This window comes from Pseudomonas sp. 3JA (assembly GCF_036961705.1).
GTDB lineage: Bacteria > Pseudomonadota > Gammaproteobacteria > Pseudomonadales > Pseudomonadaceae > Aquipseudomonas > Aquipseudomonas fluorescens_Q.
Genome location: NZ_JBAMDJ010000002.1, coordinates 133,202 through 154,462 on the forward strand (window position 1 = coordinate 133,202; position 21,261 = coordinate 154,462).

Sequence of the window (21,261 nt, forward strand, 5' to 3'; positions counted from 1 at the left end):
ATCCAAAGACGACATTGCAATAGCCTCCCTCCTCGCCACATAAATTGTGGGGACGGTGGGCAATTCATGCCTCCTAAAGTTAGGTCATGTTGGTTTCAAAACACTTAGCGATGGTTGAGCTTCGTAAACGTCTACGCATAGCCGCATCCATATTAAATGCTGGCACAAATTAAAAATTTATTATTAATTATCTTATTCATGAAATTTGATAGAGTTAACCTAGTGCTTTCCATGTACTAGCAGTACTTGCACCTTCGGTGCCAGGGTTGTCGCTTATTCTGCTATTCCTCAAAAACATGTCGACGGTTGGCGTGGAAAAGGAAGGAGACTGGTCGCACCGTATTACTAATCCACACCCAAAGCCGCATCACTAAAATGATGCTGCTTTGCCATGTAACCCCGTCTATGCTCTTCCTCGGAGGGTCTAGCGAAATGTCATTGCTCAATGATACAGGTAGTAGGATACATAGCCAGCTTTACTGTCCTGATATGATTCGGAATGATTACAACTACAAGGCTGAGGTAAGATTATTGAACAAACGAAGAACGGAGTATCACAACCTTGTGGGCCGACCGCGGATCAGTAATGTCATCCCATACTCAGACTCACTACTTAGAATATCGAAATACTATCTATTTGGTTTGTCATCCTGAGCGCCTCACGAGCTTAGGCGAAAGAAATCATGCACAGTACAACCACAATCGCCATGTATCATGGCCTGCCACACCCGCTGAGCGAAATCATAGACCGTACTATGAAATGTAGACTTAGCAGTATTAGCCGCTACACACCTGTCAAAAAAAATCGAAGCGATGGTTGAATGGAACTCGAAGCCCAGCACGGAGCGTAACCATATTGTCGAGCCTGGATTGAACTAGAAATCAAAATTCGCATTGCTGCACGGAACGCAGCAACTTTTTTAAAATTGCCGCACCGTATGAACCCAGCTCCATTTGTACCGCATTACAGAGCTTACAAATTTCATCTTAATTCGAGCATTCTGGATCAGAACAACCTAAAGAAAATCGATTAAAAAGCCACCGTCCAGCCGGCCCCAAAAAGGCGTCTTTCTTATGAGCAACCACCAAAGCAAAACCAGGCATTTTGTTCGCCCCCTGCCAACGATCAGGTCTTAACTCCACAAGATGTCCAGCCTTTAAATCATCTTCAATTCTGGATTTTGGCATCGACCCCCACCCCACTCCGGCAAGAATCAAATCGCGCTTGGTATGGAGATCCGTGACTCGCCACCGATTGACTGCTTGGACGCCATAGTCTCTACCGATATCCGAATCCGGAAAGTTACTCAGAACTATTTGCGTGTACTCCTTAAACAGCGAAGCGTCGAACGCGTCATCAAGTAAGGCCAGGGGGTGGCTTGGCGCAACAACTGCGACTAGATCAATCCACCCGCATAGGTCTCGCTCAAACTCCGCAGCGAAGGGCTCATGCTCGATTAGCAAGCCGAGTTCAGCCCGACCATCTCGCAAAAATTGAGTTGCTGTATTGAAAGGAACCGTTAAAAGCTGGACTTCGACGTAAGGATACGCCGCTTTAAAGTCATTGAGCACGCGCCCGAGAAGCGAGGCAGGAGTGTACGACACTAAAACCAACGTTATTTTGGCCTCCACCCCCGAAGACATACCGCGTGCCATAAGGCGCCAATCGGTTAAGTCCTCCAGAATTCGTCTAGCTCTTGGAAGCATAGCGTGCCCTGCTTTCGTCAGCGTCGGCCGATAGGCTGAACGATCAAACAACGGCAGACTGCTCTGCTCCTCAAGTTTTTGAATGGCATAGGTGATTGCGGATTGAGCGCGATTCATCCGCCGGGCGGCTGCTGCAAAGCTGCCCTCGTCAACAACAGCGATAAAAACCGCAAACTGATCGAGCGTAAGTGCGTTCATAGTTACTCAGATTACCCAATAATGAAGTTAGTAACAAAGCTTAATCCTAGTGAATATTCGGCACAACGGGAGAAGTACCACCCATCGTTCGACTCGGGAGGCATAAATCGCCGTGCTCCGCTGTCGATCTAGCTGAAAGCTTTAGCTTAACGACCCAGTCACTGACAGAACTGATCGAAACCGGGCTAGCAAACAGAAACCTCAACTCCATCTAATCTTTCGAACAACACAAACTAAATTGTATAATTTCTTAGAAAGTCCGCACCCTGTATTCTACTATACGCAACACGCCTTGGGCACTGGCACCTGCCCCTTATCCAATTAAAACCAGGAGACAAACTCATGATCAATAGCCGCATCGAGAATTATGCCGCACTTATATTAAGGCTAACACTAGGTGCTCTCTTTCTGGCTCACGCGGGAGTCAAACTCTTTATATTCACGCCGGCAGGCACAGCTCAATTTTTCACCTCGTTGGGTTTGCCGCCCGCCTTTGCCTACTTAACAATTGCATGGGAACTTTCTGTAGCTATCGCTCTTGTTGTAGGTTTCCGGACCCGAGTTGCGGCACTCGCAGGCACAGCAACTCTACTTGGCTCAATCATATCTGTTCATGGCTCTGCCGGATTCCTTTTCACCAACCCAAACGGTGGCTGGGAGTTTCCTGCCTTGTGGATCATAACGCTTGTTACATTAGCCATTCTTGGTGATGGCGCTCGGATCAAAGAGCCAACTCCCGATCTCAAGATGAATCACAAGACGTAATCGAAACAAGAGGTGCGCATGCATTAGGCATATGGACATCGAGCATTGGACAAAATACCTGCGCAGCCAGGAAATTTATCACAACTTCTTATGCAACCTGCATCGACCGACCGGATTTAAAAAACCAGCGAATATATTAGCCCCATACCCCCCCCTAAACCAGGAAACTACTTGCTTTCATCATACAAAATTCGTCCATTGCTCAACTTTGATCATCAACTCCATGGGTGTACGACAGATCAAAAAACTCATTTCAAGCAATCAATTTAACGAACAAGATTACGAAAAACTGAAAGCCCTTAACGTTGATAGTCACAACTCCTTTGGTTATCAACGCTCCTTTAGCCGCTCATCTTGAGCGGCTTTTTTTTCCCAAACATGCACGATGTACATAAACTAGTTAATTTCAGTCGCCGCACTGGATATTGGAGTTAAAATCCACCGCCACCCGACAACAGTAGATGTTAGCTACAACAAGAAATTCGGGGACGCCCGAAAACCTTAAGGAAACCCAGGACTAAATGCAAGCCCGCCTAAAAGAAAACAGATAGAGGCACGACCGACCATACTTACAAGGAACGCTGCCATGTAGGCCCGTCGCGACTTTGTGACCGGAGTGATGTCGAGCGGGAACACTAATCTACAACTAGATGGGATATCGCAAGACGGTCCGCCGTGACCGTTGCTGTTGCACATCCTGCTCAACGAACTGGACCAAGAACTGACACGGCAGGGCATAGCTTCGTGCGCTACGCCGATTACATAAACATCTAAGTACCAGATATCGTGAGGCGAACGAGCGACGGGTAGCGTCGAACGATTGCTCAAGGAAAAGCGCGGGATGGCACGACCTAACTGTAATTATCTGGACTATGGGATGAACCGGCAATAGCTGAGACTGTGAATGGTGAATCTCGGCCTGCATCACTTGCATAACAGATACGGGACCTGCTGGGTCAGGTACGGGACCGTTTGATGATGGTAGACAAAGTCTTGCCGGGCATACAATACAACTCATTGTTGCTGTCCGCTTTGTAAGCCGGACTATTATCATCATTTGAGGTGACGCTTTGGGTTCATTCTTCGACCAGTGTTCTGTCACCTTTAATAGTCGAACGCCGAGTGGTACAAGGGCCTTATGCTGAATTCGCCATTCGATAGATTAGCCCTTGAACCACCCTAACTATCGAAGCAATTCAAAGTGTAACAACAAGCTCATTCTCAATCAAAATAGAAGCCTGTGGGGCAAAACTGTGATAATGCTCGAAGTACGCACTCCCGTGAATGCAGCCATAGCTCACGCGCTATAAATTCTCTCCTACCGAGTAGTCAACAGGAGATTTTCGTTCAACAGCATGATCAGTCAACAAGCGTATGAATTATTTATATCCAACACCCTCACCCAAGCCAAAAGATCAGTTCTCGATATACGGCAATATTAAGCAGCAAAAATCCGCGCTCATTTTCGCTACCACTTAAAACTAACCGTGGATCCACGAAATATAGCTCTTCCGGCGCCGACAACTTAGCAAATCAACGTCAACGCGTGCCGCGCCGCCGTAACTCAGCAGGATTAAAGTAATCACCCGACGGGTTTGGCTGATCAAAATCAATGGCGCTAGGTTCTTCACTATCGAGCTTGTGCGCAACATAACGACGAGACTGCAGATCGTGAAAAACGTCAACAGCCGACCAGATAGTGGGTAGATTATAATAGTTTATCAAATAAGCTATGGATACTCTCCACAATTCTCCACGACTGTCGTACTGATCAGCTAGGACAATCTGCCAGCTGTCCTCATCAAAATATAGCGTGCGTTTGGAGTATAGATGCCGCGCCCCGGACTTCAACGTCCCCTCCACTTTCCATACACGGTGCAATTCGTTACGCGTAAATTTCGGATTCAAATGTCCAGGTTTCAACAGCTCTTTGTAAGCCACACCAGCAGCGGTCATTTTATAGTTATTATAAGGTATATATATTTCTTTTTTTCCTTGTAATTTCCAGTCATAACGATCCGGTGATCCGTTGAACATATCTTTACTATCAAGCGTCATCACGCCTTCGGTATCACCTGGAGTATCATAGGCCAATGTCGGAGCACGCCGTACTCGACGAGTACCTGCCTCATAAGCCCAGGCTAGACGTGGCTCACGCACCTGATCCATGGTCTCGTAAACTAGGTTAACCCCACCCGCAATTCGCGCGGGACTCAATGCTTCGCTGAAGTAATGAAACATAACGTTTTGTAGTTGCGCAAAATTGGATGTGGGATCGTAATAGTTAAACATTACCTCTTGTTTGTAACGGTACATTGTATAGCTTCCTTCAGCCTGTACCGTTGCCTCGTTTAGTGGTTGCACCAGATGCGTTCCACGATAGCGCGCGAGATGATTCCAGACAGCCTCCACGCCGCTCTTTGGTATAGGGAATGGAATACCTCCAAACGCATCGGAAAACCCATTCCCGCCCTCCAGCAGTTTCGCGCTAGTCGCATTCTTTAGCGTATTATCGTAAACCCACTGCGGTGCCGCAGCCGTACGTCGGGTCTGATAAACCGGCATCTGATAACTGTCGGGATAGGCCTTGAACAACGCAATCTGACCAGCTGTAAGCTTATCTTTGTAGTGTTCTAAATTTGTTGCAGTAATGGTGAACAGTGGTTTGTCTTCCGGGAAGGGGTCAATATAGTGATCTCCCGATTTGTAGGGAGTCGGTGGTTTTACCAGCCCGCCAGTCCAGGCAGGAATGCTGCCATCAGCATTACCGGATTTTTCCCCGCCCAGCGGTGTCAAAACAGTGCCTAATTCCTGGGCTTCTTGAACAGAGACACTGGCTTGTACCGCAATCGAACATAAACCGAGCAGCATAGCCACACTTAGAAGGGACGCTACTTTAGACATTATAAATCTCCGGAATCAGCATATGAAAATTCTTCAGAAAGAGTATTTTACGTTGAAGCTCACATTATCACGATCGCGCAAGGTATTACTCTGGCCTGCGCCATAAAAAGCTGTATATAGAAGCTCGGCTTCCAAGCTCCCTCTATAGTCTGCTTTTACACCAAGAGTATAAGCCTCCCGCCCCTCCATAAAATTTCCCGTAAGATCGGAGTTACCTTTAAAATCATTTGAATAAACAATATACGGCGAAAGATTGACTCCGGCATAGACATCGTTCCAAGTACCCGTTGCCACCAGCGTATAACCATAAGAATCACGACTAATAGGGTCATTAGGCAAATCCGGCGAGCCGGCGAATTTTCTTTTTTCTGACGTTGGCGTAAACGCTGTGTACGTTAAACTACTCCCATGAAGACTCTCAGCAGCCAGCTCCGCAATGCCAACCAGCGAATCAAAGCCGAGTGCGGGACCAAAGTTGTAAATTGTCCCTAACGAAGCATTAAAAGACTCCACTCGTTCGAAATTTTTCAACGTTCCGCTTCGACAAAGCTCTTTACCGGCAACTTGAGCACAGGCTTGAGCGCCCGCAATAGAAGCATCATAAATATTCGTGGATCCAGAGACCCCTTGGCCAAGAATGTCGCCCAGCAGATCATTGGTGGCGCTAATGCTGATTGGTAAGTTTGGTCGATAGGCTAGCTCACCAAACACGGAGGCACTGCCTAACGTCGTGTTAAAGCTGAAACCGTACATCCTCACATCTTCGACATATGCACGACGAACAACCGCATTACCCACCAAGTCCATAGTCGCCACGGCACCTGCGCCACCACCTACCAACGCCGACAACGTTGATAAATCAACCCCTTGATAGTTACCAAACCCGACGGACTCAAGCGGCTCCTTAGTGTGGTAATTAATAAAATACAAACCAAAATCAGTGTAGTTCAAATCTGGCGCGATGTAATGCAGGTTAATTCCAAACTGACCGCTGTCGCGGGCCTTTTCATCTTTGCCAATATTGGCCACCTTGAAGGTACCGGTCGATGGATCCATGAAGCTGTTGGGACCATAAGGACCTACACCAAGACGGGCGCCTGGAACCGCAGCGGCAATATTTTGGTAAGCGATGAAGGCAGGAGACAGTTCCGGGACGTTTACATAGGCCTGCTTTCCCCCCTTGCCGAATAAATCTGTCGTGGAGTAGTAGGTTCCCACTGGGTCCAACGAACTTTCCTTCCAGTCCACTTGATAGAAAGCTTCCATGGACAAATTATCGGTAAGTCCCAGATTGAAACTCAGAGCGCCCACCGGCACCAGAACCTCCTTGAGTTGAGAACCAGGTAATCGAAATTTTGTCACATCCAAGGGATTGGTCGTGTTCACCCCTCCTCGATAGAACATACTTTCCCCCCAGTTGAACACTTGCTTACCCATCCGAACCGAGAGAGGGTGATCCATGAGATCCCATTTACCATAGACATAGGCATCGAGAATTTGCGCACCCCGGCCTGCATCACGACGAGCCTCGTCAGTAAAACTGTCATCCTTGGGATAGTTCTGACTAGGCTCAACCACGGCCGAATTATTGTAGTAGTCGGTACGCTTATCCATAATTTGACTATCGTAAAATGCAGTCCCACGAATAAAAACACCATAATTTTGATACGTAGCCCCCATCTCTGAAGTCAGCTTGTAAACTTCCGAGACAAGTCCGGTATCAAAGTTTCGATTACCATCATTACCGTTAAACTCGTCGTTTTGCTTGTCCCGACTCTGAACTCGCCATGACGTCCCATAAGAGACGGTCGTATCCAGCGTACCTTTGAGCTCGTGATCTAGAAAACTGAACTCTACGGCCCCGGCGCTAGGTATTATCAACGTCGTCGACAACAAACTAACCAACGCCTGACCGACGTTTACTTGTACACACATCCGACCAGCTTTTCTATAATTTTTATTCATTCGGATATCGCTCCGCGGCAGGTTTTCTTATTCTTCTATTCGCCTCATCTCTCAGGGTGAGTGCGAGTGTTTCCAGGTTTGCCTATACGACCAATCTCAAAGTCTTTATAAAAATCACGACATGAGCATACAGGTATAACCTGCCAAAATTTTGATTCTATTTTCCACACAATTACACAATTTAACCCAGCTCACGAGAAACCACATACGCGGAAATTTTCCCGGTCACTGTTCTCGACGGTGAAATACGTGCCAACCAAGTCACAATGTTATTGCTGATGCCTGGCATGACCATAGTTCGGCCCGCTTGCATAGCTCGGTAGCCGATCAGAGCAATTTCGTCCGGCTGGCTGTAGCCTAGCTTGGCCATACGCCGTTCATCTACCAGCCCTGCGGAAGCAAAGAAGTTGGTTCGCGTAGGCCCAGGTGCGAGATGGGTACAGGTAACACCAGTACTTCGCAGATCATGGGACAAGGATTCGGAAACACTAATGACGTAGGCCTTCGAAGCCGCATAAGCAGCCTCCAAACCATGAGGAACCACATACCCGGCAGAGGAACTAAGATTGAGTATGCGACCGTGACCTCGCTCAATCATTGGCCTCACGTAATGCAATGTAAGTTGCGACAGTGTGACTATATTGAGTTGCAGCATCGCGGTCAGTTGGCTTGGATCGTAGTCTTGATAAGCCAGTCCTACAATGCCGGCACCCGCGTTATTGACCAGGTACTCGATAGGCAGTTCTAGCTCTTCCACTTGCCCAATCAGGCGGTCAGCAGCCCCCGGCAAGGAGAGATCCTCACAGAAACCATAAGCCTCAATGGGGTATAGCCGCCTCAGCTCGGCAACCAAAGCCAGGAGCTTGTCACGACTGCGCGGACTGGAACATAACACCAAGCCAATTCCGTCACGAGCAAACAACTTGGCGAGCTCGGCGCCAATTCCACCTGATGCTCCCGTAATCAACGCGTAGCGCATGACTTCACCTTTCTTCTTGTTGTGGAACTGTGCCGGTTTCGAGTGTAGGAGCAGAATCGACAATGCTCGCATAGGTCCGCAGGCCAGTTTCGGGTCAGTTTCGGCCATCCAAACATCGACCTTGCTGGCCTGTTCTGACCCCTAGAACGGCCTCCTTTACCCTTGGTGGCTGTTACCCGCCCCTTCTATCCTTCCTCCACTACGGCGAAGTATTCCCCGTCTTTATCCTATGATCATGCAGAGAAAGCCCCATGAGCCGTGTAGACACAAAAACAACAGCACGCCTTGAAACACCAACACACGACTACCTCTATTACAGAGAGGCCCTGACCCATCATCGGCTACCGGCAGCGTTTATCGATCTCGATCATTTCGCCACCAACCTTGAACAACTGCGATTACGTGCAGGCAACCTGCCAATACGACTGGTCACCAAGTCAGTGCGCTCAGTTGAAGTCATTCGCCGAATCTTGTCGGCAGGACCGTTCATGCAGGGTCTTTTGTGTTATTCGGTGGGAGAGGCAGCCTGGCTGGCAAGCGAGGGGTTCGACGACATTGTGGTGGCCTACCCTAGTGTAGAGCCGACCGAAATTAGAGCGGCTGCTACACAGATACGAGAGGGTCGATCCATAACGCTAATGGTCGATAGCGTCGAACAGGTGATTAAGATCAACCATATCGCGCAGGAAGAGGAAGTTGTCATTCCACTGGCCATTGACCTGGACATGTCTTCAGCTTTTCCGGGCGTCTACTTTGGCGTGCATCGCTCCCCGGTTCACGACGTACCAACCGCACTCGCAGTGGCTCGGGAAATAGCCAAGTGCCAAGGTGTCGTATTGGAAGGGCTCATGGGGTATGAGGGACAAATCGCAGGGCTGATGGACGATGTCCCGGGAGAAGCCATCAAGAATGCAGTGATTCGCTACCTAAAGAGCAAGTCGATCCGTGAAGTCAATACCCGTCGCCAGGCCGTTGTTGCGGCCTTGAAAAAGGACGGACATGTACTGCGTTTCGTCAACGGAGGCGGCACCGGCAGTTTCGAAAGTACCCGTGAGGACGCATCGATAACCGAGTTGGCCGCCGGCTCTGGACTCTATGCTCCGACGCTGTTTGACCACTACAAAGCGTTCAAGGTACTACCCGCCGCAGGCTTTGCCCTACCCATCACTCGTGTCCCGAAAGCCGGCGTCGTGACCTGTTCGGGAGGTGGCTACATCGCCTCCGGACCGTTTGGCAAAAATCGCGTACCTCTGCCGTGGTTACCCGCAGGTTGCAGCTTGATCGACAACGAATCCGCCGGCGAGGTACAGACGCCGGTGCGCCACTCATTGGAGACTGCGCCTTTGATTGGCGAGCCCATTCTGTTTCGCCATGCCAAGGCTGGCGAACTCTGTGAGCGCTTCAATGAACTATTGCTCATTCAAGACGGCAAGGTCATCGACAAGGTACGCACCTACAGAGGCGAGAGAAAGTGTTTCTTCTGATCTGAGCAGCCAGTCCCGTAACTCCAGTCGAATATCCAGATTGCGATTCGCCACCGGAAAATAATAATGAACCAGCCCGCAAATTCAGTTACAACGTTACTCGACCCAGCCAACGAACTGCAGTCAATCTTCAACGCTCAGCAAGAAGCCGTGCGTGTCAATGGCGCGCCCTCCTACAAGCAACGTATTAACGCGCTTAATAAATTGGAGCAGATGGTCAAGAGCAACCGTCAGAGGTTTCTGGAAACGATCTCCATGGACTTCGGCAACCGGTCGTTCAGCGAAACCGAACTGGGCGAACTCATGCCCATCCTGAACAGCATCAAGTATGTGCGGGCTCATCTCAAAGCGTGGATGCGACCACACAAACGCAAGGTTGGCATCGCCTTCAAACCTGCGAGTGCCGAGGTTGTCTATCAGCCTCTGGGGGTCGTCGGCATCATGGCACCCTGGAACTACCCCCTGACGCTGACGTTGGTCCCGCTAATCGAAGCGTTGGCGGCAGGCAACCGCGTCATTATCAAACCGGCTGAACTTACGCCCCGCACTGCGGACCTATTGAGAGACCTGGTCAGGGCGAGCTTTCCCGAGGACCTGGTCGCCGTCGTTACGGGAGGTCCAGAAGTAGCCGCGCACTTGAGCACTTTACCCTTCGATCATTTGCTGTTCACCGGTTCGACAAGGATCGGCCGTCAGGTGATGGCTGCTGCCGCACTCAACTTAACCCCTGTCACTCTCGAGCTAGGGGGAAAATCGCCAGTCGTGTTCTGTCGCGATTACTCCTTGAAGAAAGCCGCGAGGATTATCGCCATTGGCAAATTCTTCAACGCCGGCCAAACATGCGTTGCTCCGGACTACGTACTGGTTCCCAACGACCTGACCGAGACATTCGCAGCGGCCTTGCTCGACGCGGCCAAAACGCTATATCCGAGCATCAGTACCAACAAGGACTACACCTCGATCATTTCCCTACGCCACTACGAGCGTCTGGATGACATGATCGAGCAAGCCTCGTTTTTGGGCGCCAAGGTCTGGCAACTGAGCAATGAGGGTGCGGCTCAGGAGCGAAAGATTCCGCCAACGATCCTGACCAACGTCTCTTTGGAAACCACCGTCATGCGCGAGGAAATCTTCGGACCAATCCTGCCAGTTATCGGTTATGACACTCTTGATGAGGCCATTGAACTGATTAACGATCGGCCCAAGCCATTAGCGCTCTACTGCTTCTCTCATAAAGGGGAGGCTATTGAACAGGTTCTTGACCAAACCCGTTCCGGCGGCGTGACCATCAATGGGACGATGCTGCATGCCACGCAGGAGGATTTGCCATTCGGGGGAGTAGGCGAAAGCGGCACAGGGGCCTATCACGGCTACGATGGCTTCGTGCAGATGTCCCATGCCCGCGGCGTATTCAAACTGAGTCGTTTCAACATGTCCCACCGCATCGCGGCCCCCTACGGAAAAATGACCCGTTTCATCACACGCCTGATGCTCGGAAAGTAATACGTCCACCCATTACAACAAGCAAGGTGAATCGATGAAATCAGCTCTAGCTGCAACGCCATCCATGCGTCCTGAGCTAAGTTCAAGTGAGGTTATAAGACTGGCCCTCGCCTACTCTCTGGCCACGAGCGGGCTTGTTTTAACACCCTTCCTGGTCGCCGCTGTCATGTTGCAATTTCAGCTCGACGAGAGCATCGCAACGCAAATTGCCGGCGTGGAAATACTCGGGGTGGCCCTCAGTTGTGCCTTTATGCCGCGCTGGATTGCCCGAGCGGCGCGCAGTTACACTCTGATTGCCCTCGTCGGGACCATCTGCGGTCAAACTCTTAGCGCACTGGCCACAACCATCACAGCTATTGGTCTTGCCCGCGGTTTGACTGGTATTTGCGAAGGCATTCTGTTCGTCATCGTCGCTGCTGGCATCTCCCAGCGTGTCTCGGCCGACCAACTCTGGGGTAAAATCAATCTGCTCGCGGGGGCTATCAACGGCAGCATTCTGGTGGCCATTTCGTATCTGCCTGAGAGCTGGTTGGGGCGCTGGCTGTTCCTGCTTCTACTCGGCGTCGCAGTGCTGGCGGCTCCTGCGATCCGAGGAATTGACCGGTTTACCAGTCAATCGGTTCAATCTCGCTCTTGCAAACGCGTGCCGATTCGCCTGGTGCTGACCATATGGACAGTCACTGGATTAGTCTATGGCATTCAGGCGTCCCAATGGGCGGTCTCGGGCATCGTTGGAAACCACGTAGGGCTTTCGCCCTCCATGATTGGCATCCTACTGTCGGTGTCCTCTCTGCTGGGATTCGCCGGCGCAATCATCCCTTCACTGCGCGTCAGTCACACGCATCGACTGGCAATCATCTGGCTCGCACAGCTAGGCTTGATAGGTTCGATTATCTGGTTCTTTCGCGTCACCGACGGCTGGGCGTATTTCCTGAGCCAGCTGGCGCTCAACTGCTCTTTCTTCGTGATCATTCCGTTCATGACGGGGCTGCTTTCCGAAGTCGATCCCGATGGCTCACTTGTAGCATGGGGTGTTGTCGTGACGTTCGTCGGTGCCGGTGTCGGCACCGCAGTGGCCGGATCGCTCTTCGCTCAATTTGGTGGCGTCCCGTTCTCCTACGGACTAGGCCTGGGTATCGCACTTGCGCTGCCCTTTGTCTGGCTGTCACTGCGCGGCAGCAGTACCCAGGAGACACACGCACTGACTCAAAAAATACCCGGCTGATCCACTCTCTTACTCCATCAGGAAGATTGATCCGTGAACACCATAGAACCCTCGATTACCGTCTGCACCGATGTGCCTTTCAAATTGGGAGAAAGCCCGCTCTGGGACGTCGCACGTCAAGTGCTGTGGTTCGTCGATATCGATGCACCGGCTCTTTTCAGTTTCGATCCGATTACCCACGAACTAACGCGCTTTGATATGCCCTCTCCGATTGGTTGCATCGGTCTGACCCACGATAACCGGATCATCGCGGGCCTCAAGTCTGGTGTGCATCTATTCGATCCGAAGACCCATGAGCTTCAGTTCCTGGTCAATCCGGAACCCGACCGTCCGGACAATCGCCTTAACGATGGCAAGGTTGGTCCCGACGGCTGCTTCTGGGTCGGCAGCATGGACCAGAACAGCATCAACACCACAGGTGCGCTCTACCGTGTGACGCCCGACGGCCAGTCCACTCTGGTAATGGACAACCTGTTCGTCTCAAACGGATTGGCCTGGAGCCCGGATCACCGAACGCTCTATCACACCGACGGTATCAGCGCTGCGATAAACGCTTATGACTTCAACCCCGTCAGTGGCGAGATTTCAAATCCTCGGGTGCTGATCTCACTCGACTACGAACAAACCGGTTGGCCTGACGGTGGCACGGTGGATATTGAAGGAAACTACTGGAGCGCGGGAATTTACCGAGGAATGATCAACCAGATTTCTCCTCAGGGCGAATTGCTGCGCAGCCTCCAAATGCCCGTGATCGGCACCACCATGCCCTGTTTCGGCGGTATCGATGGCCGTACCCTTTTCGTCACTTCACTCACGGTGGAAGTAGACGACCAGGAACAAGCAGGGACATTGCTCTCTTGCTACATCGACGTTCAAGGCGTCCCGATCTGCAAATTCGGACAACCCGCTTCATTCCCCTCCAACTGATCTATCCACTTGTGGTAGCGACAGGAACAACACTATGAAGAATAAAAAACCACAGGTTATCTTGCTGACCGGCGCCGCCAGCGGTATTGGCGCCGCAAGTGCAAAACATGCGATTTCATTGGGCTACAGCGTGATGCTGGCGGACATCAACTTTAAAGGGGCCAGCGCGTTAGCCACCTCTCTAGGTGAAAAGGCCCGCGCCATTGGGCTGGATATCTGTTCGGCTAAACAATGGGAGCAAGCTATCGACGCAACCCTTAAGCAGTTTGGTCAGCTCGACATTCTCATCAACAATGCGGCCATCGTTTGCCCCGGTTACGCCCGGGACGTCTCTCTGGAACAACACCAGCGGACACTCAACACCAACTTCATGGGCCCCCTCACCGGCACCCTGGCGACACTTAAGCATTTTACCGAGCAAGGCCACGGCCACATCGTGACGGTATGCAGCATGACTGCATTCATGCCGTTCCCCGGCATCGCCAGTTATGGAGCTTCGAAACAGGCGCTGCGAGCTTTTCACCATGCGCTCGCTCTGGAGGAACGTCACGGGCCTGTGAACTTCACCATCCTTCACCCAACCTCAACGGAAACCCCGATGCTGGAACAGGAAGCACAAGATGACGCCTCGTCATTTGCCTTTGCTACCGACTCGGTCACACCCGAGTTCGTCGCCGAAACACTGTTCAAGGCCATCAAGAAAAAAGCCGTAGAAGTGTTTATGCCACCCGAACAAGCCCGCGCGATTAGAATGCTGGGCACCGACCCGAAGAAAATGCGCAATCTGTTCGACACCATGGAACAAATTGGCAAGCAGGCTTTACAGGCAAGGCGAGCAGAAGCTCCCCTTTAAACTCCAAAAAGGGAAGCCCTTGACAAGGACTTCCCCCTCGAGATGACGAAAGCCAGGGAGGACTCAATGCCATCCACTCGATCGTCATGATGCTAACTATTGAAGCTGCAGCTTTCCACCTTTACTGAGCTGGCCCGCTCGCAAGCCATAACGATAACAATCGTCATGGCTTCGGCTAACTATCAACCATCAACCTCGCTGAAACACCGGCAGCCATTGTAATGCAGCGCCCGGATCGCCCTTGATCTTGATTTTACCCTGCATGAACGCCACTGGCGCGTTCAACTTACCAGCGACTAAGCTTTCGAAATCCTTGCGCGAAATGACAATGGTCGTGTCGGCGTCGATATCATCGTTCGTCACGGTCGTACCCGAAACGGAAATGAACCCTATATCCTTGAGATTGACTTTCAGACTGCTACCAGGAGTAGGACCGCTGGTGATAGATGATTTGAACTTTTCGGTGACTTCAGTGAGGTATTCCATCTTGAAACTCCAATATGAGATGTTCCCAGCCGAGGACGGTCGGGAGGAATGAATATAATTCTACGGACGTAAGTCCGGCTGTTTGAATTGCACTTCATGCAAAAGAGCAAATTAGTTCTTGTAGCTGGTATCCAGACGATCTAGCTTGCGCAACAGTGCCGGCCAGACAAAGGCGCCACCCAACCCCTCAGTTTGCACACGGGCCGCGTCAGCCACGCCCTTAAGAATCTGCGGATCAATCGAGAGCAAATCGCCACCTGCCTGGGCAGAAACCTGGATCTGGCACGCGCTTTCAAACATGTACATCGCCAGAAATGCGTCTGCGATGGTTCGGCCGACAGTGAGCAGCCCATGGTTGCGCAACATCAGGAAACTGTGCAGTCCCAGATCGTCCTGAAGTCGCGGCTTCTCGTCGTCATGCAGAGCAACGCCTTCGTAATCGTGATAGCCGAGGCCGGTGAGCACGAACGAAGCCTGCTGCGACACGGCCAGCAGGCCTGCCCGCTGGGCACTGACAGCCACACCTGCCCGAGTGTGAGTATGCAGCACGCACTGAACGTCGGTACGCAGGGCATGAACGGCACTGTGAATCACAAAACCCGCGCGATTCACATTAAATCCAGACTCACGAACCTGGTTGCCCTCCTGATCTACCAGCACCAAGGAAGAAGCCGTGACTTCTTCAAAAAGAAGCCCATAGGGATTGATCAAGAAATGGTGATCTGGCCCCGGGACACGAGCACTAATGTGAGTGAACACCAGATCCGTCCAACCATACAAAGCAACCAATCGATAGCATGCCGCCAAATCGCATCGCAGCTGCCACTCTTGCTCACTTACCTCCTCCTTCAGCGAAGGCATGTCCATTTGAATCTCCTTACCATTTCGGTTCTTATTGTGCTGTTCACGTAAGTTCTACGCGGTAAGCATAAAACGAGACCAAAGGCTTCCCTGTCGCTCAAACGGACAGCCGAGAGTCATTTCGGGTCAGCATCGATTACAGCTACGAAGACATCCGCCACAGCAGCACGCTGAAACAGCTGACGGCGTGAAAGACCCATAGTCATACAAATTACCCCCGGTGGTGTTATTGGAATTTTTTACTGGACATGAAAGCAGTCAGCGCCAAGAACTATTCTTCCAAGCACTGCACGCAAAGACCCATCGGCGGCATGCTCTTATAGCCTTTAATGATCCAGCAGAGTGTCGACACCTTGGGCATCCTAGGCGCCCAAGCCTTGGCATCGCCTACCAGCGGCGCACCGGAGGCAGGATTGGCATGACAGGCTTTGCAACTGGTTGTCGTAAATTTTGCGCGAGAGCTTTATCCATTGGTATCACGCTGGTAGCTTTGGCATCGAACGGAACAGGGTTGGATTCATCGTCGCAGGCCAGAGCAAGCCCACTGAGGCAGTTAACCGGCTAATACCAGCGATACGAACGCAAACAGAGGTCTTTGACTACATGGCTATTTTCTCTAGAAGACCTGTCAAGCAGGTTTCTGTTATGGAACGTGGTGAATCAATACTAAGGCTACGACGCTAAGCCTGTTGAGGGTATACAGGAACGGAAATGGGGCTGGAATGGCCACTAGGCGCCACAGCGCGAGTCAAAAAAACGAGCAACCGGGGAAGCTGACCTGTTGTTTTTAGCTTGACCAAGACGACGCAAAAAGTCGTAGATATTTGGACAAAACACCGCTAAGACTTTAGAAACAGAAAAATAAAGGGAAAGCTTGATGGATGGTTCTGCTCGTTATACAACAGCAAATTTGCATGTTTATCTTTTGCGCTGTCTTACCGGAATGAGCAAGGATTTTGGTATTGATCCGACGCGCTTATGCATGGGGTTAGGGTTCGATACCAGTGACCTTTCAAATCCAGACTGTCGCGTTTCATTTCGTCAAGCCGCGTCAATGATTCGACGGGCCTTGGAATTGACCAAGGGTCGAGATCGCGGATTGGGGCTTGATATAGGAACCAATGAAACCATTGGTTCAATTGGACTAGTGGGATACGCAATGCTTACCAGTCCGACACTCGATGAAGCAATTAACCTAGGCCTAAAAATGCAGAGTCATGCTGGTACTCTTCTGCAACTTGACCGAGTCGATAGCGAAAAATACATGTCAATTCGTGCAAATAGTATGTTCCACGAACCTGATATCCAAACATTTCTGATCGAAGAAACCTTCGGTATTTTTCTGAACTTGGTGCGTACTCTGGTGGGAGATACCTTCAACCCTACCTCTATCAATTTAAATTACTCGAAACCTCCCTACGCAGCTCATTATGATCAGGTATTTAGATGTCCAATACGCTATGAGCAGAAGGAAAACCTGTTTACCTGTGAAGCACGTTGGGCTGACAAGCGGATTGCCACTTACGATCCACTCAGTCATCGTCAGGCCTTGGCGTTTCTACAAATGACCATTGCCCACCAATCGACGGAGGATGAGTTTATCGAATCTATAGAACGAATCATCCGTCGTGATCTTCGCCAGACGCCAGCCCTCGCGGCTGTCGCAGCACAGTTGTGCATGAGTGACAGAACCTTACGACGACGCTTGGCAGACCAGGGGCAGTCTTACCAAAATATACTGGATCAGATCCGCATGAATCGCGCGCTCATATTACTAAACAACCCGCGTATGACTATTGACGAAGTGGCCTATGAAGTAGGTTTCAGTGATGCCCATAATTTTCGGAGGGCTTTCAAACGATGGACGGGGCATGGCCCACGGCAAGCCGAATGACATACTCTGATCGCAACGAAAAAGCCCACCCGAATCCCAACCTTTAGGGGCGATGTTGAGGGCTGATCTAAACTCATATCAAATCTTGCTTACGTAGATAGGGATAGAGGATTTTGCCTAACGGGTATCAGTCGATTGGCGACTCTGCTCCTGAGTGGCACTCGCTATACTTAGACTCATCTGTTTAATTGTGTTCACCTCAGTGGCGATTTCGGCAAAGACCGCCAACGCCTCCTGATCACTTCGACGGTGTGCCGGCTGTCATTACAACAGTCGTTTGTTCCTAATGTGCAGTGGCGGACTATATCTTTGAAGCCAGTTATCAGACCTTCAAATTGCAGGGTGGCGGCCTGAGTTCGCAGGGCCAGACCGCGGACTTCCTCTCCCACTAACGCAGAACTATGTCCTTGTTCACCCGCCCGCGCCAATTCGATCGCAGCGTTCAGTGCCAGTAGAGTGATTTGCTCGCCGACGGCTCGGATGATGCCAAGGATTTGGCCGATGGACTGTTTTCATTGCATAGACCTAGAATGCCTCTACGGATTTCTGCAAGGTTGTACGCCAAGAAGGTGTTATACGCTCGGATGCGTGACGCACACTGCTCCCGCCGATCACGGTCTGTTGATACACTTGTTGGGAGGCCTCGTTTGGGTAGTATAAACGGCTACTCCTGGATTTAAACGGACACTCTGCGCATCACGATAGGATAGCGCTCGGTGAGTTGCACATGGCAAGCCATTCACAACTCGTTAGTTTCAGCATATTTTTCAGCTATTTAATCGCAGGCACAGAGCAAATATTAAGTTAATTACTTTCTAGCAACCAACTCATCTTCTCGGGCACTTTAGCAAATAAAATGTGTCACACCAACATTCTCTCTAGTGACTGTAAACCACTCAGCCATCAAGACGTCACAGTGCGCGAGTAGGTTTGAAGAGGACAAGTTTTATAAGAGCCCGAAGTTCAATTACAGATAACACCTCGGTTTTTTTTGGGGGACGGAAATGTTTGTCTTTGTCGAAATAACGCTCGGACGGACGCGATCGACGAATGGAGCAATATGAAGGCACCCCACCTTGTATTTCTTGAGAGATGTTTATACAATCAATCAAATGCGCAAATGATCAAGGGTATTAACATTGTATTCTACATCTTCTGACACAGGTGCCTTGGCCGAATGCGCGAATGCGCTTGCACATGCGCATCGATTGCAACTGCTAGAACTACTGCGAGGCGGCCCTTTGAGTGTGGATGAGCTGGCCAGGCGAACAGGTCTAACGATGTCTAATACATCCCGGCATTTGCAGATCCTGCGCCGCAGCGGTTTCGTCGATCCGGAGCGCCGTGGTAAGCAGATTTTTTACAGTCTCAGCAGCATTACAGAATACAGCGCGCTGGTAACAGTCTTGCGCGCCGTACGTGAGCGGCATGCGTCAATTATTGGTCAGCTGCGTTCTGATTATTTGCGTGCACAGGAACTCCTGGAGCCAATTTCTCGAGATGAACTTGTAGCAAGGCTGCGTGAAGGCTTGGTTACCGTGATAGATGTACGGCCCGAAAACGAGTATGCGACTGGCCACATCGCAGGAGCTATAAACATACCTCTGAGTGACCTTCAAACCCATCTTGGTAAGTTTGAATCAGGTCGAGAAATCATTGCCTACTGCCGCGGCGCTCATTGCATCCTGTCCTTTGAGGCAGTGGCGGCGCTGCAGGCGTTTGGATTCAGGGCACGTCGCTTAGACAGCGACCTGGCTGAATGGACGATTGCAGGTTTGGCCGTGGCTCCCATGCCATAATTAAGTTGCTGGAGACTGCTATCGATAAACTTGTACTAGTTGGTTTTATTTATTTGTGGCGTGGAAGTAGTCAAAATTAAAGGGGAGCGATAAATGATTGAGTTTATGTTGCGTAGCATTGCAATTGGGGTTGGTGCTACTGCTATTTACGATATATGGGGAAGGCTAGTTGCATTTATCTTGGCGCTACCCAATCCAAATTGGGCTATGCCAGGCAGATGGTTTAGCCACATGACGAAAGGTCAATTCATCCATATCGACATTAGCGCGGCGGCTGAGATGCCGGCGGAAAATGCGGTTGGCTGGACAATGCATTATCTGATTGGGATTATTTATGCAGCTATACTGATCGCAATCTGGGGTATGGACTGGGCCCGCCGTCCTACTTTATTTCCTGCCCTTATCGTCGGCTTTGTCACAATTTTGGCTGGCTGGTTCTTGATGTCTCCGGCAATGGGGGGGGGAATTGCAAGTGCGAACATGCCAAACTCCACTTATATTCGAGTGATTCAGTTCGTGGGGCACGGAATATTCGGGATGGGGTTGTATTTAGTAGCACTTGTTACATCTAAAATCTGGTCAGTTAACTAAAGGAACACCGTATCACGGTATGCAGTGCATATAGTTAGATCAATAGGTCCAGCGTATCAAAAAGCCGGACATCCTCCATATTCGCCGAGCGGGCACGCCGGCGAATCACCTGTGTCAGGCAGTCGACGAAGCACTGCGCTGCCACACCCAGCTGGGCGTTGCGTGGGGTAACGATTCCGATGATATCTTTCTCATTGGTCTCGATCAACTCCAGACATTGAACTCGATCGCTAAACATCGGGACGGTGAGTATTGGTCGTGGAAAGTAGCTGAGCATATCGGTCTGCGCAACTAATGATAGCGTTAGTTGGACCGATTGCACTCTTTGAATCCGCTGAACATCGATATGCGCGCCATGTTGCCAGAATATTTCAGTCATCAGAACATCATGGCTTGCGTCCGGGTAGTTGACAACCCAATCCTGCTCGAGAAGCTCATGGATGGAACGGCTGGCTCGCAGAGGATGATCGTGACGGGCAACCACACTCATCTGGTAGGCAAACAAAGGGTCGCTAACAAATTCCGGACGTGGTAGCGATGCAGAGACCAAGCCAACTGCAAACTCCATCGTACCGTCGCGCAGTCGGGGCAACGCCACGGCCATCAACCCCTCGAAGATTTCCAAGCGCACTCTTGGCATCCGTTCGCGGAACAGGGTGACAACTTCAGGAAGAAGGGTCAGGCCCATCCAAGGCGAGATCCCCAGGCGCAATTGACCTTCGGCATTGTTGCTCAGGTGCGAAAGCTCTAGGCGCGCGCGCTCAAGTTGACAAAGCATCTGCCGAGCATGCTGCAGTAGTGATTGACCGTAAGGAGTTAACACTACACCACTGGCATTTCGAACCAATAACGGTAGTTGTAAATGCTCCTCTAATTCTCGCAGTGCCTTGGCCACTGCCGTCTGAGATACCGCTAGCTTACGCGCGGCCGCACGGATGCTTCCACAGTCGGCGGTCATCACCAGTGCGCGTAACTGATTCAGTTTCATCGATCGCCCCTATCCTTGCTTCCACAATTAGAGTTTACAGTCATACGATTTTTACCTCTGTCGGCAAGCTGCTGCTATGCCGTAATAAGTTAGGCAACAGCTCGTATGCTACTTCCGAATTTGTATTCTAGG

The 21,261-nt window shown here is 50.7% G+C and carries 18 protein-coding genes; 9 read left to right on the forward strand and 9 right to left on the reverse strand.

Going from position 1 to position 21,261, the window contains the following annotated elements:
• Window positions 1–987 precede the first annotated feature (987 nt).
• On the reverse strand, window positions 988–1,905 hold the full coding sequence (locus V7773_RS02155; protein ID WP_336072107.1) for a LysR family transcriptional regulator: 918 nt from the start codon (window positions 1,903–1,905) through the stop codon (window positions 988–990).
• Between the two features lie 342 nt (window positions 1,906–2,247).
• Between V7773_RS02155 and V7773_RS02160 the strand changes: the two genes are divergently transcribed.
• Window positions 2,248–2,670 carry a DoxX family protein gene (locus tag V7773_RS02160; protein ID WP_336072108.1) on the forward strand — a complete coding sequence of 141 codons (423 nt, stop codon included), beginning with the start codon at window positions 2,248–2,250 and terminating at the stop codon, window positions 2,668–2,670.
• A 1,539-nt stretch (window positions 2,671–4,209) separates the two neighbouring features.
• On the opposite strand, the gene V7773_RS02165 is transcribed toward V7773_RS02160, so the two are convergent.
• The 3 genes from V7773_RS02165 to V7773_RS02175 form a co-directional block, all read right to left on the reverse strand.
• Window positions 4,210–5,574: a DUF1329 domain-containing protein gene (locus V7773_RS02165; RefSeq protein ID WP_431479973.1), complete on the reverse strand. Its 1,365-nt coding sequence runs from the start codon at window positions 5,572–5,574 to the stop codon at window positions 4,210–4,212.
• 33 nt (window positions 5,575–5,607) lie between these two features.
• Window positions 5,608–7,509 (reverse strand): DUF1302 domain-containing protein, encoded by a 1,902-nt coding sequence (locus tag V7773_RS02170; protein ID WP_336072313.1) that lies wholly within the window; start codon window positions 7,507–7,509, stop codon window positions 5,608–5,610.
• 211 nt (window positions 7,510–7,720) lie between these two features.
• Window positions 7,721–8,626 carry an SDR family NAD(P)-dependent oxidoreductase gene (locus V7773_RS02175; RefSeq protein ID WP_227778837.1) on the reverse strand — a complete coding sequence of 302 codons (906 nt, stop codon included), beginning with the start codon at window positions 8,624–8,626 and terminating at the stop codon, window positions 7,721–7,723.
• A 143-nt stretch (window positions 8,627–8,769) separates the two neighbouring features.
• Between V7773_RS02175 and V7773_RS02180 the strand changes: the two genes are divergently transcribed.
• The 5 genes from V7773_RS02180 (at window position 8,770) to V7773_RS02200 (ending at window position 14,510) form a co-directional block, all read left to right on the forward strand.
• Complete coding sequence (locus V7773_RS02180) at window positions 8,770–10,002, forward strand: amino acid deaminase/aldolase (RefSeq protein ID WP_079443383.1); 1,233 nt, start codon at window positions 8,770–8,772, stop codon at window positions 10,000–10,002.
• Window positions 10,003–10,068: 66 nt separating this feature from the next.
• Window positions 10,069–11,505, forward strand: a complete 1,437-nt coding sequence (locus V7773_RS02185; RefSeq protein WP_079443382.1) for a coniferyl aldehyde dehydrogenase — start codon at window positions 10,069–10,071, stop codon at window positions 11,503–11,505.
• A 34-nt stretch (window positions 11,506–11,539) separates the two neighbouring features.
• Window positions 11,540–12,730 carry an MFS transporter gene (locus V7773_RS02190; RefSeq protein WP_079443381.1) on the forward strand — a complete coding sequence of 397 codons (1,191 nt, stop codon included), beginning with the start codon at window positions 11,540–11,542 and terminating at the stop codon, window positions 12,728–12,730.
• Between the two features lie 33 nt (window positions 12,731–12,763).
• Window positions 12,764–13,657, forward strand: coding sequence for an SMP-30/gluconolactonase/LRE family protein (locus tag V7773_RS02195; RefSeq protein ID WP_227778835.1), 894 nt, complete (start codon window positions 12,764–12,766; stop codon window positions 13,655–13,657).
• Between the two features lie 34 nt (window positions 13,658–13,691).
• Window positions 13,692–14,510 (forward strand): SDR family NAD(P)-dependent oxidoreductase, encoded by an 819-nt coding sequence (locus V7773_RS02200; RefSeq protein WP_336072114.1) that lies wholly within the window; start codon window positions 13,692–13,694, stop codon window positions 14,508–14,510.
• Window positions 14,511–14,699: 189 nt separating this feature from the next.
• Here V7773_RS02200 and V7773_RS02205 read toward each other — a convergent pair whose 3' ends face one another.
• The 3 genes from V7773_RS02205 to V7773_RS30340 form a co-directional block, all read right to left on the reverse strand.
• Window positions 14,700–14,996: an SCP2 sterol-binding domain-containing protein gene (locus V7773_RS02205; protein WP_079443379.1), complete on the reverse strand. Its 297-nt coding sequence runs from the start codon at window positions 14,994–14,996 to the stop codon at window positions 14,700–14,702.
• Window positions 14,997–15,107: 111 nt separating this feature from the next.
• Window positions 15,108–15,863, reverse strand: a complete 756-nt coding sequence (locus V7773_RS02210; RefSeq protein WP_079443378.1) for a class II aldolase/adducin family protein — start codon at window positions 15,861–15,863, stop codon at window positions 15,108–15,110.
• A gap of 265 nt (window positions 15,864–16,128) precedes the next feature.
• Window positions 16,129–16,251, reverse strand: coding sequence for a hypothetical protein (locus V7773_RS30340; RefSeq protein WP_431480442.1), 123 nt, complete (start codon window positions 16,249–16,251; stop codon window positions 16,129–16,131).
• 483 nt (window positions 16,252–16,734) lie between these two features.
• On the opposite strand from V7773_RS30340, the gene V7773_RS02220 reads away from it, so the two are divergent.
• Window positions 16,735–17,751, forward strand: coding sequence for an AraC family transcriptional regulator (locus V7773_RS02220; RefSeq protein WP_336072118.1), 1,017 nt, complete (start codon window positions 16,735–16,737; stop codon window positions 17,749–17,751).
• Window positions 17,752–17,945: 194 nt separating this feature from the next.
• Here the strand turns inward: V7773_RS02220 and V7773_RS30345 are convergent, their stop codons facing one another.
• A complete protein-coding gene (locus V7773_RS30345; RefSeq protein ID WP_442963439.1) occupies window positions 17,946–18,254 on the reverse strand; it encodes a methyl-accepting chemotaxis protein in 309 nt (102 codons plus the stop codon).
• 666 nt (window positions 18,255–18,920) lie between these two features.
• Between V7773_RS30345 and V7773_RS02225 the strand changes: the two genes are divergently transcribed.
• The gene (locus tag V7773_RS02225) at window positions 18,921–19,550 is read left to right on the forward strand and encodes a metalloregulator ArsR/SmtB family transcription factor (RefSeq protein WP_227778879.1); all 630 of its coding nucleotides are present in this window, start codon (window positions 18,921–18,923) and stop codon (window positions 19,548–19,550) included.
• 93 nt (window positions 19,551–19,643) lie between these two features.
• Entirely contained in the window at window positions 19,644–20,141 is a 498-nt protein-coding gene (locus tag V7773_RS02230; protein WP_336072119.1) for a DUF2938 family protein, read from the forward strand.
• 34 nt (window positions 20,142–20,175) lie between these two features.
• Here V7773_RS02230 and V7773_RS02235 read toward each other — a convergent pair whose 3' ends face one another.
• A complete protein-coding gene (locus V7773_RS02235; RefSeq protein ID WP_336072120.1) occupies window positions 20,176–21,129 on the reverse strand; it encodes a LysR family transcriptional regulator in 954 nt (317 codons plus the stop codon).
• Between the last annotated feature and the right edge of the window lie 132 nt (window positions 21,130–21,261).

What these genes read in the sequence shown, in the direction of transcription:
- V7773_RS02200 (WP_336072114.1), top strand. Translation starts at nt 13,692, where the DNA reads ATGAAGAATAAAAAACCACAGGTTATCTTGCTGACCGGCGCCGCCAGC.
- V7773_RS02190 (WP_079443381.1), top strand. Translation starts at nt 11,540, where the DNA reads ATGAAATCAGCTCTAGCTGCAACGCCATCCATGCGTCCTGAGCTAAGT.
- V7773_RS02205 (WP_079443379.1), bottom strand. Translation starts at nt 14,996, where the DNA reads ATGGAATACCTCACTGAAGTCACCGAAAAGTTCAAATCATCTATCACC.
- V7773_RS02165 (WP_431479973.1), bottom strand. Translation starts at nt 5,574, where the DNA reads ATGTCTAAAGTAGCGTCCCTTCTAAGTGTGGCTATGCTGCTCGGTTTA.
- V7773_RS02180 (WP_079443383.1), top strand. Translation starts at nt 8,770, where the DNA reads ATGAGCCGTGTAGACACAAAAACAACAGCACGCCTTGAAACACCAACA.
- V7773_RS02230 (WP_336072119.1), top strand. Translation starts at nt 19,644, where the DNA reads ATGATTGAGTTTATGTTGCGTAGCATTGCAATTGGGGTTGGTGCTACT.
- V7773_RS02210 (WP_079443378.1), bottom strand. Translation starts at nt 15,863, where the DNA reads ATGGACATGCCTTCGCTGAAGGAGGAGGTAAGTGAGCAAGAGTGGCAG.
- V7773_RS02175 (WP_227778837.1), bottom strand. Translation starts at nt 8,626, where the DNA reads ATGGCCGAAACTGACCCGAAACTGGCCTGCGGACCTATGCGAGCATTG.
- V7773_RS02185 (WP_079443382.1), top strand. Translation starts at nt 10,069, where the DNA reads ATGAACCAGCCCGCAAATTCAGTTACAACGTTACTCGACCCAGCCAAC.
- V7773_RS02235 (WP_336072120.1), bottom strand. Translation starts at nt 21,129, where the DNA reads ATGAAACTGAATCAGTTACGCGCACTGGTGATGACCGCCGACTGTGGA.
- V7773_RS02170 (WP_336072313.1), bottom strand. Translation starts at nt 7,509, where the DNA reads ATGTGTGTACAAGTAAACGTCGGTCAGGCGTTGGTTAGTTTGTTGTCG.
- V7773_RS02160 (WP_336072108.1), top strand. Translation starts at nt 2,248, where the DNA reads ATGATCAATAGCCGCATCGAGAATTATGCCGCACTTATATTAAGGCTA.
- V7773_RS02155 (WP_336072107.1), bottom strand. Translation starts at nt 1,905, where the DNA reads ATGAACGCACTTACGCTCGATCAGTTTGCGGTTTTTATCGCTGTTGTT.
- V7773_RS02220 (WP_336072118.1), top strand. Translation starts at nt 16,735, where the DNA reads ATGGATGGTTCTGCTCGTTATACAACAGCAAATTTGCATGTTTATCTT.